The sequence below is a fragment of the Candidatus Pseudothioglobus singularis PS1 genome (assembly GCF_001281385.1).
Classification (GTDB): domain Bacteria; phylum Pseudomonadota; class Gammaproteobacteria; order PS1; family Pseudothioglobaceae; genus Pseudothioglobus; species Pseudothioglobus singularis.
Map to the genome: position 1 here is coordinate 1,308,807 of NZ_CP006911.1, position 14,747 is coordinate 1,323,553.

At 36.7% G+C, this 14,747-nt stretch carries 20 protein-coding genes and 1 tRNA gene; 7 read left to right on the forward strand and 14 right to left on the reverse strand.

The annotated features are described in order from the left end of the window. Positions 1-18: 18 nt before the first annotated feature. The 5 genes from W908_RS06620 (at position 19) to W908_RS06640 (ending at position 4,274) form a co-directional block, all read left to right on the forward strand. A complete protein-coding gene (locus tag W908_RS06620; protein ID WP_053820798.1) occupies positions 19-801 on the forward strand; it encodes a thiazole synthase in 783 nt (260 codons plus the stop codon). A gap of 18 nt (positions 802-819) precedes the next feature. Next, positions 820-1,929, forward strand: coding sequence for an aminotransferase class I/II-fold pyridoxal phosphate-dependent enzyme (locus W908_RS06625; protein ID WP_053820451.1), 1,110 nt, complete (start codon positions 820-822; stop codon positions 1,927-1,929). Continuing rightward, positions 1,916-2,614 carry an alpha/beta fold hydrolase gene (locus tag W908_RS06630; protein ID WP_053820452.1) on the forward strand — a complete coding sequence of 233 codons (699 nt, stop codon included), beginning with the start codon at positions 1,916-1,918 and terminating at the stop codon, positions 2,612-2,614. The genes W908_RS06625 and W908_RS06630 overlap by 14 nt, the downstream gene beginning before the upstream one ends. A gap of 109 nt (positions 2,615-2,723) precedes the next feature. After that, positions 2,724-3,188, forward strand: coding sequence for a 5-(carboxyamino)imidazole ribonucleotide mutase (gene purE / locus W908_RS06635; protein WP_236849137.1), 465 nt, complete (start codon positions 2,724-2,726; stop codon positions 3,186-3,188). A gap of 3 nt (positions 3,189-3,191) precedes the next feature. Next, positions 3,192-4,274, forward strand: a complete 1,083-nt coding sequence (locus W908_RS06640; protein ID WP_053820454.1) for a 5-(carboxyamino)imidazole ribonucleotide synthase — start codon at positions 3,192-3,194, stop codon at positions 4,272-4,274. Here the strand turns inward: W908_RS06640 and W908_RS06645 are convergent. The 6 genes from W908_RS06645 to lpxK are packed head-to-tail and all read right to left on the reverse strand — an operon-like array spanning position 4,271 to position 7,731. Beyond that, on the reverse strand, positions 4,271-4,642 hold the full coding sequence (locus W908_RS06645) for a hypothetical protein (protein WP_053820455.1): 372 nt from the start codon (positions 4,640-4,642) through the stop codon (positions 4,271-4,273). The two genes, W908_RS06640 and W908_RS06645, sit on opposite strands and share 4 nt — an antisense overlap. Positions 4,643-4,666: 24 nt before the next feature. Beyond that, complete coding sequence (locus tag W908_RS06650; RefSeq protein WP_053820456.1) at positions 4,667-5,032, reverse strand: glutathione S-transferase N-terminal domain-containing protein; 366 nt, start codon at positions 5,030-5,032, stop codon at positions 4,667-4,669. Then, positions 5,029-5,862: a bifunctional methylenetetrahydrofolate dehydrogenase/methenyltetrahydrofolate cyclohydrolase FolD gene (gene folD / locus W908_RS06655; RefSeq protein WP_053820457.1), complete on the reverse strand. Its 834-nt coding sequence runs from the start codon at positions 5,860-5,862 to the stop codon at positions 5,029-5,031. Before folD ends, W908_RS06650 begins: the two co-directional genes overlap by 4 nt. Beyond that, the gene (gene kdsB / locus W908_RS06660; protein ID WP_053820458.1) at positions 5,859-6,596 is read right to left on the reverse strand and encodes a 3-deoxy-manno-octulosonate cytidylyltransferase; all 738 of its coding nucleotides are present in this window, start codon (positions 6,594-6,596) and stop codon (positions 5,859-5,861) included. The genes folD and kdsB overlap by 4 nt, the downstream gene beginning before the upstream one ends. Beyond that, positions 6,596-6,766 carry a Trm112 family protein gene (locus W908_RS08720; RefSeq protein ID WP_082345026.1) on the reverse strand — a complete coding sequence of 57 codons (171 nt, stop codon included), beginning with the start codon at positions 6,764-6,766 and terminating at the stop codon, positions 6,596-6,598. Before W908_RS08720 ends, kdsB begins: the two co-directional genes overlap by 1 nt. Next, positions 6,763-7,731 (reverse strand): tetraacyldisaccharide 4'-kinase, encoded by a 969-nt coding sequence (lpxK, locus tag W908_RS06665; RefSeq protein ID WP_053820459.1) that lies wholly within the window; start codon positions 7,729-7,731, stop codon positions 6,763-6,765. The genes W908_RS08720 and lpxK overlap by 4 nt, the downstream gene beginning before the upstream one ends. Before the next feature lie 52 nt (positions 7,732-7,783). Here lpxK and W908_RS06670 point away from each other — a divergent pair, with 52 nt between their 5' ends. Beyond that, positions 7,784-9,019, forward strand: a complete 1,236-nt coding sequence (locus W908_RS06670; protein WP_053820460.1) for a lipoprotein-releasing ABC transporter permease subunit — start codon at positions 7,784-7,786, stop codon at positions 9,017-9,019. After that, the gene (locus tag W908_RS06675) at positions 9,012-9,689 is read left to right on the forward strand and encodes an ABC transporter ATP-binding protein (RefSeq protein WP_053820461.1); all 678 of its coding nucleotides are present in this window, start codon (positions 9,012-9,014) and stop codon (positions 9,687-9,689) included. The genes W908_RS06670 and W908_RS06675 overlap by 8 nt, the downstream gene beginning before the upstream one ends. Positions 9,690-9,714: 25 nt before the next feature. On the opposite strand, the gene W908_RS06680 is transcribed toward W908_RS06675, so the two are convergent. The 8 genes from W908_RS06680 to W908_RS08900 form a co-directional block, all read right to left on the reverse strand. After that, positions 9,715-10,845 (reverse strand): sodium ion-translocating decarboxylase subunit beta, encoded by a 1,131-nt coding sequence (locus W908_RS06680; protein ID WP_053820462.1) that lies wholly within the window; start codon positions 10,843-10,845, stop codon positions 9,715-9,717. A gap of 2 nt (positions 10,846-10,847) precedes the next feature. After that, positions 10,848-12,647: a sodium-extruding oxaloacetate decarboxylase subunit alpha gene (gene oadA / locus W908_RS06685; RefSeq protein WP_053820463.1), complete on the reverse strand. Its 1,800-nt coding sequence runs from the start codon at positions 12,645-12,647 to the stop codon at positions 10,848-10,850. A gap of 3 nt (positions 12,648-12,650) precedes the next feature. Further along, positions 12,651-12,884 carry an OadG family protein gene (locus tag W908_RS06690; protein ID WP_053820464.1) on the reverse strand — a complete coding sequence of 78 codons (234 nt, stop codon included), beginning with the start codon at positions 12,882-12,884 and terminating at the stop codon, positions 12,651-12,653. Between the two features lie 66 nt (positions 12,885-12,950). After that, a tRNA-Leu gene (locus tag W908_RS06695) sits at positions 12,951-13,037 on the reverse strand. A gap of 9 nt (positions 13,038-13,046) precedes the next feature. Further along, positions 13,047-13,265: a translation initiation factor IF-1 gene (gene infA, locus W908_RS06700; protein ID WP_018402165.1), complete on the reverse strand. Its 219-nt coding sequence runs from the start codon at positions 13,263-13,265 to the stop codon at positions 13,047-13,049. Positions 13,266-13,413: 148 nt separating this feature from the next. Then, the gene (locus W908_RS06705; protein ID WP_053820465.1) at positions 13,414-13,863 is read right to left on the reverse strand and encodes a lipase chaperone; all 450 of its coding nucleotides are present in this window, start codon (positions 13,861-13,863) and stop codon (positions 13,414-13,416) included. A 59-nt stretch (positions 13,864-13,922) separates the two neighbouring features. Further along, positions 13,923-14,468, reverse strand: coding sequence for a uroporphyrinogen-III synthase (locus tag W908_RS06710; RefSeq protein ID WP_236849138.1), 546 nt, complete (start codon positions 14,466-14,468; stop codon positions 13,923-13,925). After that, entirely contained in the window at positions 14,377-14,703 is a 327-nt protein-coding gene (locus W908_RS08900; RefSeq protein WP_236849139.1) for a uroporphyrinogen-III synthase, read from the reverse strand. Before W908_RS08900 ends, W908_RS06710 begins: the two co-directional genes overlap by 92 nt. Positions 14,704-14,747: the final 44 nt, after the last annotated feature.

Here is a 14,747-nt window from a genome sequence, read left to right on the forward strand (position 1 = left end):
ATGGTATCTTATAACGCTATGGAAATAGATGCCCCATTTACAATTGCTGGAAGAACTTTTAACTCAAGACTGCTTGTTGGCTCAGGAAAATACAAAGACCTAAAAGAGACAAAATTAGCGACTGAAAAATCAGGTTCAGAAATTATTACTGTTGCAATCCGAAGAACTAATATTGGACAACATGCCAATGAGGAGAGCCTCCTAGACGTTATTTCGCCTGATAAATATACGATTCTCCCAAACACTGCTGGATGCTACAATGCAAAAGATGCTGTGAGAACGTGCCTATTGGCTCGAGAATTACTTGATGGACATAACCTAGTAAAACTTGAAGTCCTTGGTGATGAAAAAACTCTTTACCCAAATATCGTAGAAACTCTCGATGCAGCTAAAACACTAATCAAGGAAAACTTTGATGTTATGGTTTACACCTCTGATGATCCAATTATTGCAAAAGAACTTGAAGACATTGGTTGCTGTGCAATAATGCCACTTGGCTCACTAATAGGCTCTGGTCAGGGTATTTCCAATCCTTTTAACATTAAATTAATTAAAGAGAATTCCAGTGTGCCAGTTTTGGTAGATGCAGGAATTGGCTGTGCAAGTGATGCTGCTAGAGCCATGGAGCTTGGATGTGATGGCGTCTTAATGAACTCCGCTATTGCCAATGCTAATGATCCACTTCTTATGGCCAGCGCAATGAAACATGCGATTATAGCTGGCAGGAAATCTTACCTTGCAGGCAGAATGATGAAAAAAGCCTACGCAAGTGCCTCATCACCCATGGAAAATCTCATATAGCAATCTAAGATTACTATCATGAACTTTTCAAAAAAAATAAGTGAGCTTGAAAACAATCATTTATTACGATCTCGAAGAGTATCAAACAGCCCCCAAACTACAAGAATGGTCATCGATGGCAGTGAAGTGGTTAATTTTTGCTCCAATGATTATCTTTCACTTGCGAGCCATCCCAAGGTTAAAGAAGCGTTCATTAAAGGAGTCGAAAAATATGGCTCTGGCTCAGGGGCATCTCACCTTGTCAGTGGACACTCAGAGTCCCATAAACTTCTTGAAGAGGCCTTATCAGAATTTACTGGTCAAGAAAATGCTCTCATATTCTCATCTGGATATAGTGCTAATCTTGGAATTTTTTCAGCGCTCAGAGACGAAATCAAATGGGCACTACATGACAAGTTAAACCATGCATCTTTAATTGATGGAAGTCGGATAGCTGGTCTAACTATTCAAAGGTACCTTCATAACAACCTTGACTCTCTTGACTCCAAGCTCGAAAAACAAATAGGTCCTGGCTTAGTTGTGACAGACAATGTATTTAGTATGGATGGAGATCAAGCAGACATAGCTGGAATTGACAAAGCTATTCATAAAACTGATGCCATTTTGATGCAAGATGATGCCCATGGCTTTGGTATTTTTGATCCATTCATACCTAAGGGTTCTATCTATATGGCTACGTTAGGTAAAGCTGCAGGGGTTATGGGAGCCTTTGTTGCTGGCAATAATGACTTTATAGAATTCTTAATTCAAAAATCAAGACCATACACCTATACAACTGCAATCCCACCAAGTGTTTGTCAAGCAATCCTAATGAGCCTAGAAATTATAAAAAACGGCCAACAAAAAGAAAAACTACTTAAAAATATTGACTTTTTTAAGACTATGTCAAGCCAACTAGGGCTCAATTTTGAAAATTCAGATAGTGCCATTCAGCCACTAATTGTCGGCTCTAGTCAAAAGGCATTAGAAATAAGTAAGAATTTATTTGATTCAGGTTTTTTTGTGAGTGCAATTCGTCCTCCCACTGTCCCTCCAAATACAGCTAGACTTCGGTTTACGTTATCATCAAATCATCAATCTGAAGAAATAGAGTCACTACTTGAAAAGGTGAAAAATGCTATGGCATAAAACTATAGGTGAAGGGCCAGACCTTGTTCTCCTTCATGGATGGGCTTTTAATAGTGATATTTTTCAAAGCCTTGTCGAAAAATATAAACATAAATACCGTATAACAGTTATCGACCTACCTGGACATGGAAGAAGCCCTGATATTGAGGGTGATCTTGAATCATGGTGCAATGAGATAATTAAACTGATCCCTGAACAATCAATCCTCTTGGGCTGGTCTTTAGGAGGGCTTTTATCAACTTTCGTAGCAAATCAAATTAAAGTCAATAAACTTATTCTAGTTGCTTCGAGTCCTTGCCTTATAAATAATACAGATTGGGAATTTGGAATTGAAAGCCATGTTTTTAATCAATTTGTAAACAACTTGAAAAACGATAGTACTAAATCGCTAAAGCGTTTTGTTAGCCTTCAAAGCAAAGATAAGTCACAAATTCAGGAGCTTCATCAATCTATCCAAAAATTCCCTGCATCACAAAGCGCTTTGGATAATGGACTTCAAATAATCTTAAATTCTGATCTCAGAGATACCTTCAAAAATATTTCAACGCCAAAAAAATGCATTCTTGGATCACTCGACACTCTTGTTCCAGTAAGAATTCAAGATTGGTATCAAGCAGCAGGATCAAAAACCCATGTTTTAAGATCTGGCCACCTGCCATTTTTGGACAACGACTTCAAAATTTAACTTATATTCTCCCACTTCAAAGTTTCAATTCTTATAGTTATCGGGTTTTTGGTATAATTCCATCAATTTCCTCACCAACACAAAAATGAGTGCAATAGTCGGAGTAATTATGGGTTCAAAGTCTGATTGGCCCACAATGAAAAGTGCCACAGATATGCTTGATGAGTTTGGTATAGCCTATGAGGTTAAAGTGGTCTCTGCTCATAGAACACCTGACCTAATGTTTGAATACGCGGAAACTGCTCAGGATAGAGGCCTTGAAGTCATTATTGCTGGTGCTGGAGGATCAGCTCACTTGCCCGGAATGGTTGCATCAAAAACTATTGTGCCAGTTCTTGGCGTTCCCATTCAATCAAAAGCATTAAGCGGACAAGACTCATTATTATCTATAGTTCAAATGCCTGGTGGAATTCCTGTTGGTACACTTGCTATAGGTGAATCAGGCGCAAAAAATGCAGGAATACTAGCCGCTCAAATTGTTGGAAACCACAATGAAGAAGTTAGAAAAAAGGTTGCTCAATTTCGCTCAGAACAAACTCAAAGTGTACTAAACAATCCTAATCCTAATAAATAAGTTATGAAAATTGGTGTTCTTGGTGCTGGTCAGTTAGGAAGAATGCTTGCTCTATCAGCTTACCCTTTGGGGCATCAAATGAGGTTTCTGGCTTTATCAGAGGAAGACCCCTCTTCTCTTTTAGGAAAAACATACATTAATAACCATTCTAATGTAATCGAATTATTTTCTGATGACTCTGATGTTGTGACATATGAGAGTGAAAATACTGATGTATCAATCGTTAACAAAGTCAGTAAAAAATCAAAAGTCTATCCCAGTGAAAGTTCGCTACACCTTACTCAGCATCGTGGAAGAGAGAAAAACTTACTTTCTAAGTTAGACATACCTTGCGCACCATTCAAAATGGTTAACAGTTTGTTAGAACTTAAAAGTGCTGTTGAATTGATAGGACTTCCTGCAATTTTAAAAACTGCTAAAGATGGTTATGATGGAAAAGGTCAATTTCTTATCAAATCTGAATCTGAAATCGATGAAGCCTGGAACCATCTCTCTGGTGCTGAGTCTATCTTGGAGGGCTTTATAAAGTTCAAACGAGAGCTCTCTTTAATCGCTGTAAGAGGACTGGATGCAAGTCTTAAATACTATCCACTAGTGGAAAATAAACATCATGAAGGAATATTAAGATTAACAATTGCACCTGCACAAAATATACCAAAATCTCTTCAAAAAAAAGCAGAGGAATATATGCATTCATTGATTAATGAAATGGATCATGTTGGTGTAATGACCCTTGAACTTTTTGACTCTCATGAGCTGATTGTTAATGAAATTGCCCCAAGAGTTCACAACTCAGGTCATTGGACAATTGAAGGCGCTCAAACCTCTCAATTTGAAAATCATATTAGAGCAATTACTAATTCTCCATTAGGAGCGACATCTATCAAAAGTTCATTTAATGCGATGATTAATATTATTGGTATGCACGGTCAAACTAGTAAGGTACTTGAAACCAAAAATGCGCATTTACATCTTTATGATAAAGAGGAGCGCAAGGGAAGAAAACTAGGCCATATCACGCTAACTTCAAATTCTATGGAAGAATTAAATAAATCAATTGATAACTTAAAGGGGTATTTACCTTAATCTTCATTTAAATCTAAAGGACTATGGTTTAGTCTCAATTCCTCATGATAAAACTGCTCAGCTATCTTCTCCTCATAATGATATGCTGATAATTCACTTACCTCCACACCTGATAAAAATTGGCATACATGGATCATCTCATGACACATGGTAATAATAAATTTTTTTTGATCAAGTGTCTCCTCAATTTCAATAAAAAACTTACCATCGCCCTCATAGTCTGTCCACGCAAGTGCGTCCTCAACCTTATGAATGGTAAGATCTATATTTGGGATATTATCTTCTTTGAATAGACCATTGCAACAAAAATTATAAAGCTGATGTGAAAGCTCTATTTGCTTTTTATTACCCCCGTGAATATAAAGCATTTTTGAGAAAACTCATAAAGTTAGTTAAAAATGTTTGTCTAGATAACCAATAATATCGTTTGACTCGTAGAGCCAGCTTACCTCTCCATCTTGACTAATTTGAAGACATGGAACCTGTATCTTTCCACCACTTGATTCAAGCTCTGTTCTGTAGCTACCCTCTTGTGCATTTCTAGTCTCAACTTTTAGATTTAAGCGCTTGATTGCTCTTCGAGTCTTGACACAAAAAGGGCACGCATAAAACTCATACAATTTTAAAGATTCAGTTTTCTGATCTACAATCATCTGCTCTTCATCACTTCGTTTAATGATTGATGGTCTAAACACCCAATCAATAAAGATTAGCAACCTTCCGGAACCTTCTCTTAGTAATTTTAGAAAAATTCTCATAAATTTTGCTTGTAGGCGATTAAAGTATTTTCAAGAAGAGTTGCTATAGTCATTGGACCTACGCCACCAGGAACAGGAGTTATGCCTCCAGCAATATCTTTGATTGCATCAAAATCTACATCTCCTACCAGTGACCCATCTTCCAGTCTATTAATTCCAACATCTATTACAATTGCACCCTCTTTGATCCAATCACCTTTCACCATTTGAGGTATTCCAACACCCACAACAACAATATCTGCTTGTCTCACTTTCTCAGCCACATCTTTAGTTTTACTATTACATATTGTGACAGTTCCTCTTGCATTGAGAAGCTCCATAGCCATTGGTCTTCCTACAATATTTGAGGCACCAATAACAACACAATTCATTCCTTCAACTTTGCAATTAACTGAATCAAGCATGGTCATCACACCCTTTGGAGTACAAGGTCTTAAGTGAGACTTATTCTGCATTAATTTTCCAATATTCTCACTATGAAAGCCATCTACATCCTTAAAGGGGGAGATGTGCTCGATCACCTTGTTTGCATTAATATGACTTGGCAACGGGAGCTGCACAAGTATACCGTCAATATGAGGATTATTATTAAGGCGCTCTACTTCCTCTAATAACTGTTCTTCAGTAATGTTCTCTGACTTTATAATTTTATCTGAAAAGAATCCTGCCTGTTTACACGCCAGCTCTTTATTCCTAACATAGACAGCTGAAGCTGGATCTTCACCTACCAGAATGACCGCAAGTCCCGGGGGACGCTCAAGAGCTTTAACCTCGTCAGCGATCTTTAGACGTAAGTTTTTGGCAATCTCTTTACCATCAATAATATTCATTTTTTTAATTCCTTTTTAACTTTTATTAAATCACTTTCTGTGTCAACACCATATCCCGTTGAGGCAAATGAAACGTCAACATGGATATCAAAGCCTTCCATCAGGAAAGTAAGTTGCTCTAATTTTTCAGCCGTTTCTAGTCTTGATATAGGCATATTACGATAATCTTTTAAAAAATTTACTCGATAGGCGTACAAACCGATATGCCTAAAACATAAATCTAAATTAATGTTTTGGCCATCCCTGAAAGCAGGTACCGGAGATCTAGAAAAATACATTGCTCTGCCGCGCGAATTATATACAACTTTCACACAATTCTCATCAAAGTATGCATCCTCAGTATCAATTGCTTCGCACAAAGTAGCAACACTCATTCCAGAACTAACCAGATTTGATGCTACCTGGTTGATTGCAGTTGGACTCATCATAGGCTCATCACCTTGCAAATTAACAATCACATCATCATTTTGGAAGTTTAAAAACGATACAGCCTCAGCTATCCTGGAAGTTCCTGAAGTATGGCTATCATGTGTCATGCACACTTCTGCTCCAAAACCTTCTGCAACAGTTTTTATCCTTTCATCATCAGTAGCAATAATGACACGACTCGCATCACTTTTAATTGCATTAGAATAAGTATGCTCTATAAGCGATTTTCCATTAATCTCTTTTAGCATCTTTGCCGGAAGACGACTTGATGCATACCTGGCAGGAATAATAACGGAAAAGCCCACTATTTTTTAGAGTCTATTTTTCTGGCTTCCTCTACAAGAAGTATCGGAATGCCATCAATAATTGGATAAGCCAGTCCACTCTTTTCACACAATAACTCACCCTCCTCAAATCTTAAAGGCGCTTTACTTTGCGGACAAACCAACATTTTTAACAAATCATTATCAATCAAAACTTAGACTCCAATTGCTGATAAAAATTAGAATTAATTTTTGCGCTTACAGACAAATACCACATTTGTTCAGTTGCAAATGAAACACATTTTACACAATCCTTTGAGGTCATTATGACAGGATAATTTTCGTTAAAAGATAGATCCTTTTCAGAAAAAGCGTAATGGTCTGGGAAGGGTTTGGGGATTAATTTGACTCCATTTTTCTGAAGTATCGAGAAGAAATTATCTGGCTTACTAATTCCAGCTACTGCGTAACATTTTTTTTCTTTGAAATACTCAAGCCCCTTAACTTCATTAGTAACTAGGTTTATATATTCATGCGGTTCAATTTCACTTGAAACTTCACCCTCGAAATGAGAGCCATTATTAATGATGAAATCGACTGATTTGAGTCTACTTTTAGCTTCTCTAAGGGGCCCAGCTGGTAGGAAAAAACCATTACCCAAACGACTATGACCATCTATCACAGCAATTTCAATATCACGACCCATAGAATAGTGCTGAAGGCCATCATCACTGACAATAACATCCAATGAATACTTTTTAATTAAAAACTCAATTGCTTTTGTTCTTTTTTTTGCTACTACAACTGGCACTTCGGTCTGTTGTTTAATCAATAAAGGCTCATCTCCGCATTGTACTGGGTCGCTGGTCATGCTAACCTCTAAAGAATCTTGGGAATATTTGCCGCCATAACCTCTTGAAACAACCCCTACTTTTTTATTCTGAGACTCTAAATAATTGACAATAGAAATGACAATCGGCGTTTTTCCTGTTCCGCCTACTGTTATATTTCCTACCACTATGACTGGCAAAGATGAATCATTTATTTTTAGAATTCTGAACTTATAAAGCCATAATCGAATGGATGACAAAATAAAAAAAATAGCAGAAAAAGGAAGAAGCATAAAGTTAATCAAGCCAAACTTATTATGGTTTATAAAACTTTGATTACTTAACATTTGATAACTTTAATTACCTTTAAAACATTTATTATGACAAAATATTCCGATCATGAGTGTTGAATTTCATATTTCTAACAAATATTTGCGATCAAGCAGAAAAAAGGGCTTTGTTTCTTTTATTTCTGGTGTTTCAATGGTTGGCCTAATCTTAGCTGTTATGTCATTAATTACTGTCATGTCTGTAATGAATGGTTTCCATGAAGAATTAACCAACAGGGTTTTAAATACGATCTCTCATTCTTATATTACAGGCTCAGATGATACTCTTGAAAATTGGGGTGATCTCCAAAAAAAGATTGACTCTCAGGATAGTGTTTTAGCATCCTCTCCCTTTGTAGAAGATTTTGCCCTAATGACCTCTAAAAGTGCTTCACAGGGTGTCAGCATTAGAGGAATACTTATAGATCAAGAACCCTCCACCTCTGCTCTTCTAGATGACATTAAATATGGCTCTCTTAGTTTAAATGAAGATGAGTCCTCAGTTTTGCTGGGTGTTGGTTTAGCAACACTCATGGGAACTGGTATTGGTGATAAGATTACTCTTATTGCGCCTGCTAGAAACTCACTTGGTACCCTTGTTCCAATTTCTCAAACATTTAGTGTTAGTGGTATTTTTAATGCTGGATTAAATGACTACAATAATGGTTTAGCATTTATTCATCTTTATGATGCTCAAGATCTTTTTGGCTTGGGCAATAAAGTTTCTGGCATACGTCTCAAGGTTAATGATTTATTTGAGGCAAATGCAATTACAGATAAGGTTGTTGGCTCATTAGGAGATGAATACTATGGTGTTGACTGGATGCAGCAACAAAAACACTTTATTAGGGCATTAAACCTAGAAAAGCAAATGATTGCAATTATTCTCTCTCTGATCATTGCTGTAGCAGCATTTAATATTGTTTCTATGATGGTTATGGTTGTTACCGACAAAAAATCGGATATTGCCATTCTAAGGACTATTGGAATGACGCCAAGACGCATTGTGAAAATATTTTTTTATCAGGGTATAAGCATTGGTCTGATTGGAATTACAGTCGGCACAGGTCTTGGGTTACTTTTGGCTCTAAACATTGAATCAGTTATCTCTGGAATTGAGAGCATAATTGGGTTTCAATTTTTTCCTAAGGATGTCTTTTATATTAATAGATTTCCATCCAAAATTCTTCTGAGTGATGTCTTGAGTATAGTCTTTGGAGCATTTATATTAGTTATTCTTGCATCAATCTATCCTGCCAGACGAGCTGGAAAAGTAAACATTTCTGAGGTGCTAAGACATGAGTAACATTATTGAATGTCGATCTTTATGCTTCTCGTATTACGAGGGTGAAAACAAAACTACGGTATTAGATAACTTAAATTTTGAGGTTAAACCGGGTGAAAAGGTTGCAATTATTGGTCAATCAGGATGCGGGAAATCTACACTACTTAATTTGATTGCTGGATTAGATAAATCATCCACAGGTGATGTATTGATTAACAACTCAAATATAGCGAAGCTAAATGAAAAAGATAGAACAGAGTTGCGCTCTAAGAATTTAGGCTTTGTTTATCAATTTCATCATTTACTGAATGATTTCTCCTCACTCTATAATGTTTCCTTACCTTTATTGATTAAAGGCATTGACAAGAGAAAAGCAGTTAAATTAGCTGAAGATATATTAAAGAAAGTTGGGCTTGAAAAACGCCTAAAGCATAAACCATCTCAGTTATCAGGTGGAGAAAGACAAAGGGTGGCTATTGCAAGGGCTATGATTTCAGAGCCTGCCTGCCTATTGGCGGATGAGCCTACTGGGAACCTGGATGCAAATAATGCCAAGGATGTTTTAGATTTAATTGTTGAGCTTAATGATAGCAAAAGAACTGCGCTTTTGATTGTCACGCATGATTTGAGTATCGCCAATATGATGGACAGAAAGCTAGAGTTAAGTAATCAAAGGCTTATTGAAGTATAACGGGCAAGTAAAAAAACTTATCGATCTAGGCTAAAAACTGAATCATTATTCCAGCTGCAATTGCTGAGCCAATTACTCCTGCAACGTTTGGACCCATTGCGTGCATCAGTAAAAAGTTATTTGAGTCAGACTCTAGGCCAACTTTGTTAGAGACTCTAGCGGCCATTGGAACTGCAGAAACGCCAGCGGACCCAATCAAAGGATTAATTTTATTTTTACTAAAGACATTCATTAGTTTTGCCATTAACAAACCGCACATTGTTCCTATTGAGAATGCAACCAACCCTAACAACAAAATACCCAATGTATCTAATTGAAGAAATTTATCCGCCATCAGTTTAGAACCCACTGCAAGACCCAGAAATATAGTTACAATATTAATCATAGCGTTCTGAGTTGTATCACTAAGACGATCAACAACGCCAGACTCCTTCATTAAGTTACCGAAGGCAAACATTCCCAAAAGAGGAGCTGCTGCTGGCAAAAGAAGAGCAACTAATAAAAGAAGGATGATTGGAAAAACTATTTTTTCAGCCTTTGAAACCTCCCTTAACTGCACCATTTTAATTTTTCTTTCATTTTCATTTGTAAACGCTCTCATAATAGGTGGCTGAATCAATGGTACGAGTGCCATATAAGAATATGATGCCACAGCAATAGCTCCAAGTAGCTCTGGTGCAAGTATCGATGCCACATAAATTGAGGTCGGGCCATCTGCACCACCAATAATTCCAATTGCAGCAGCTTGCTTTAAATTAAAGTCAAAAATACCAATAACTGACAGTCCAACAGCGCCTAGCAAAGTAGCAAAAATACCAAACTGAGCTGCTGCACCTAGAAGTAATGTTTTTGGATTTGCAAGGAGAGGACCAAAATCTGTCATTGCACCAACACCCATAAAAATAATTAGTGGAAAAGCGCCTGACTCAATTCCAACCATGTAAAAAAGATGCAAAATGCCCCCATCTAAAGCCAAGTTAGCCCCTGGAATATTACTTAGAAGTGCTCCAAAACCAATTGGAAGAAGTAAAAGTGGCTCAAACTTTTTTACAATGGCTAAGTAAATCAACAAGATGCCAACTAAAAGCATTAAGCCTTGCCCCCAGCTCATCTGATAAAGCCCTGTGTTTGTCCAAAGAAGACTGAATTGATCCATATCTAACCCAAAGAAAGAAGAAGTTGACCAACAGTAACTGAATCGCCCTCTTTAACATCTACACTAACCACAACACCTGAACATGTTGCTTTTATTTCAGTTTCCATCTTCATTGCCTCTAAAACAATTAAGGTATCACCTTTCTTAACACTCTGGTTTGGAGTAACAAGAGTCTTCCATATGGTTCCTGAAAGTGGCGCAGAAATATCTTCTTTTCCATTTACAAGTGGGACTTTTGATTCGTCATCGGAACTTTCAGAACTCTGAGTAGATTGATCTGAAGAGGACCCCATTGAAGTTATAGTTCCTCCAGCAGATACATTAACAGTATAAGACTGTCCTTTAAATGAAACAGTATAGACTCCCTCATCTTTTTGATCTTTTGAGGATTCAGTTTCAGCAACAGGGACTGGTTCAAAAAATTCTGGATTGTCTCTATTCTCTAAAAATTTTATTCCAACTTGTGGGAAAAGTGCGTAAGTCATTAAATCATCAATTTTCTGATCAGCAACCCTGATACCCTTCTCAGAAACAATTTTATCAAACTCAGACTCTAAAACGCTTAGCTCAGGCTCAATATTATCTGCAGGTCGGCATGTAATAGCCTCAGAACCCTCTAATACTCTTTCTTGTAATTCTTTATTAACGGGTGCTGGGGCTTTTCCATACTCACCTTTCAATATGCCTGCCGACTCTTTAGTGATTGTTTTATATCTCTCTCCTGTCAGGACATTGAGCACAGATTGAGTGCCTACGATTTGTGAAGTTGGAGTGACAAGTGGAATATATCCAAGATCTTTTCTGACACGAGGAATTTCTAATAAAACCTCATCCATCTTATCTAGTGCATTTTGTTCTTTTAATTGACCTTCCATATTGGTGAGCATTCCACCAGGCACCTGAGATGTCAAAATTCTTGAGTCAACACCCTTAAGAGAGCCTTCAAACTTTGCGTACTTAGTTCTTATTGGCTTAAAGTACTGATCAATTTCCTCAAGCTTATTTAAATCTAAGCCAGTTTTTCTTGGGCTAGCCTCAAGGATTGAGACTACAGAATTTGTCGCAGAGTGACTATAAGTCATGCTCATTGAGCCAATACACGTATCTACTCGGTCAATACCAGCCTCAACAGCCTTAATAATACATGCAGTAGAAAGGCCTGTAGTTGCATGTGCATGAAGCTGAATAGGAATATCAATAGCTTTTTTTAACTTTTTAACAAGATCAAAAGCAACATAAGGCTGAAGTAAGCCAGCCATATCTTTGATACACAACACAAGGGCGCCCATATCTTCTATTTCTTTTGCCATATCAATCCAAAGCTCAGTAGTATGAACAGGACTGACTGTATAGGATATTGTTCCCTGAGCATGTGCGCCTGTCTTGACCGTTTGATCAATGGCGGTCTTAAGATTGCGCGTATCATTCATTGCATCAAATATTCTTAATACGCCAACCCCATTCTCTGCACAACGATCAACAAACTTTCTAACCACGTCATCACTATAGTGTCTGTAACCAAGCAAATTTTGAGCTCTTAAAAGCATCTGCTGAGGCGTATTAGGCATAACTTTCTTGATTTCACGAATTCTTTCCCAAGGATCTTCTCCAAGAAAACGAATACAAGCATCAAAAGTTGCCCCACCCCAAGATTCCATTGACCAGTAGCCAATCTGATCTAATTTTTCCGCTATAGGGAGCATATCATCAATTCGCATTCTTGTTGCAAAGAGTGACTGGTGTCCATCACGGAGCACTAACTCAGTAATTTGAACAGGTTTATTATTTTCTTTTGTTGACATGATTTATCTCTGTATGTGCATTTTGATTGCTGCCTCTATGATAGCTCTTGTCTTTTCATCAATTTCTATTGAAGATTCAGAGCTCATCGATGCAGAGACATTCATTGAAGGCTGAATTTTTGTTACTAACTTTGACATTAGGTTTGTAACAATAACCATCAATGCTAAAAATACAAAAACAAATCCCATACCAAACATGGTCAAAGTTATTGCATCACTTAGCAGGTTGTTATCCATTTTAAAATCCTAGTGAAAGAATGTTAATTTAATATTTTATATATGAATTACTCAATAATTCATATTTGGTACCAGTGGACGGGCTCGAACCGTCACTCCCGTGAAGGAACCGGATTTTGAATCCGGCGTGTCTACCAATTCCACCACACTGGCTTAACAGGTTTATTTATGTCTGAAAGTAATTCTACCTTTGGTCAAATCATAAGGAGTCATTTCGACAGTTACCTTATCGCCAGGTAATATGCGTATATAGTGTTTACGAATCTTTCCTGAGATATGAGCAAGAACGCTATGTCCATTTTCTAACTCAACTTTAAATGTTGTGTTGGGTAATTTTTCCTTTACGACACCTTCTAACTCAATGTAATCACTTTTTGACATATTTATATTAATTAAAAAACCAAGTAATATTATACCTAATTAGTTATTTGACGCCAATTGTAATACTGATAATAGGTGAACGTTCATAAAAAAATTCAAACTGAATTGAAGTATTTTATGGTTATAACGAAAACTCAAGAATGAGTGGTTAGTGGAAATGCCTTTTTGAGTGAACCCAGCCCTGCAGTTTTTGAAAATCTGTTTTCTTTTCTGGCTGGACAATCTTTTCAAGCTCAATTAGTCTTTCATTAAGCTCATTAAAAGCATTTGTATAATGCTTACTTTTAATAGACTCTTGATATAACTTAGATTTCAAAGTAGCTATTACAGAAACTAAATCTTGATCATTGCTAGCGTCTGTTAGCTCTGCATCACTATTCAACTTAACCTGAGTATCTTGAAAACGTTTCAAGTGCTTTGTAGCTTCAGAATCACTTTTCAAATGAGACTCGTCTATAGCTAGGTTACTTGGATTGAAGGGGATGATTCGTTCAGAAATATTTAGATCTTGAAGAGAGCCGCGGGTTGTCGGTTGTTGGACGGTGAAGCCACTAACCCCTAGCATACGCGCCACCCATGAAATTCCAAATCTTATCACCTGAACTCCTGATATAGTTTCACATATGTTACCCAAACAATTTATATTTGTGCATTTTTTTATAACTTTTTATTAAATAAAATGCCAACAAAATCTTCATCAGAGGGATTTTGCGTAACTTCAATTTTTTTAAACCCTAAATTTTTTGCTGTGGATTTAATTCGTTCACTAAAAACAATCATTCTTCTTGATTTTAAAATCTCCAAATAGGTTGAAGAGGCACTCGAAACTAACTGAATGATATTGACTAGACTCTCATTACTTGTTGCCATAGATGCTCCATCGGGGTGATTTACAAATGACATTAAAGACTCCTTATGAATTTTGCTCAGCTTGCATGGAATTCTCTCGTAAACTTCTAGATAATCTACTTGATTAGATGCACTCAAATATTTTTTTAAAGTTTCTGAACCGCCCTTTCCTCTAACAATTAATATTTTTCTATTCGCTAGCTCTGCACATTCTTTGATATTTAAAAGTTCTTGACTTGAGGCATTCTCTTTTGGAAAACAGTCAACTGCAATATTTTTCTTTAATAATTGATTTGCCGTTGCTGGCCCATGGCCCAACGGCAAAAACTTTAGAAGAATCACTGAATAATTCATTAAAGTGCTCTTCTGCATAACTAACTGCATTGACACTTATAAAAATAATAATATCGTATTTTTCAACAGGAGCTGCAGTCTGAATTTTGATGATCTCAAAAGCAGGAAACAAAGCATAATCAATATTTCTGTTATTTAGAAGTAACTCTAAGTTTTTAGTTTGAGAAATGGGTCTTGTAATGAGGATCATCCATTTATTATAGATATTTGACTTTGGAAATCTAGTATTTATCAATATCGATCTGCATTATTAGATCATTAATACGAACGTGTTTATTA

Excerpts from the sequence above, each read along its gene's own strand:
- W908_RS06675 (WP_053820461.1), top strand. The coding sequence starts at position 9,012 with ATGAGTAACATTATTGAATGTCGATCTTTATGCTTCTCGTATTACGAG.
- folD (WP_053820457.1), bottom strand. The coding sequence starts at position 5,862 with ATGAATATTATTGATGGTAAAGAGATTGCCAAAAACTTACGTCTAAAG.
- purE (WP_236849137.1), top strand. The coding sequence starts at position 2,724 with ATGGGTTCAAAGTCTGATTGGCCCACAATGAAAAGTGCCACAGATATG.
- W908_RS06670 (WP_053820460.1), top strand. The coding sequence starts at position 7,784 with ATGAGTGTTGAATTTCATATTTCTAACAAATATTTGCGATCAAGCAGA.
- W908_RS06645 (WP_053820455.1), bottom strand. The coding sequence starts at position 4,642 with ATGCTTTATATTCACGGGGGTAATAAAAAGCAAATAGAGCTTTCACAT.
- oadA (WP_053820463.1), bottom strand. The coding sequence starts at position 12,647 with ATGTCAACAAAAGAAAATAATAAACCTGTTCAAATTACTGAGTTAGTG.
- W908_RS06650 (WP_053820456.1), bottom strand. The coding sequence starts at position 5,032 with ATGAGAATTTTTCTAAAATTACTAAGAGAAGGTTCCGGAAGGTTGCTA.
- W908_RS06640 (WP_053820454.1), top strand. The coding sequence starts at position 3,192 with ATGAAAATTGGTGTTCTTGGTGCTGGTCAGTTAGGAAGAATGCTTGCT.
- W908_RS06630 (WP_053820452.1), top strand. The coding sequence starts at position 1,916 with ATGCTATGGCATAAAACTATAGGTGAAGGGCCAGACCTTGTTCTCCTT.
- infA (WP_018402165.1), bottom strand. The coding sequence starts at position 13,265 with ATGTCAAAAAGTGATTACATTGAGTTAGAAGGTGTCGTAAAGGAAAAA.
- W908_RS06680 (WP_053820462.1), bottom strand. The coding sequence starts at position 10,845 with ATGGATCAATTCAGTCTTCTTTGGACAAACACAGGGCTTTATCAGATG.
- W908_RS06625 (WP_053820451.1), top strand. The coding sequence starts at position 820 with ATGAACTTTTCAAAAAAAATAAGTGAGCTTGAAAACAATCATTTATTA.
- lpxK (WP_053820459.1), bottom strand. The coding sequence starts at position 7,731 with ATGTTAAGTAATCAAAGTTTTATAAACCATAATAAGTTTGGCTTGATT.
- W908_RS06690 (WP_053820464.1), bottom strand. The coding sequence starts at position 12,884 with ATGGATAACAACCTGCTAAGTGATGCAATAACTTTGACCATGTTTGGT.
- W908_RS06710 (WP_236849138.1), bottom strand. The coding sequence starts at position 14,468 with ATGAATTATTCAGTGATTCTTCTAAAGTTTTTGCCGTTGGGCCATGGG.
- W908_RS06620 (WP_053820798.1), top strand. The coding sequence starts at position 19 with ATGGAAATAGATGCCCCATTTACAATTGCTGGAAGAACTTTTAACTCA.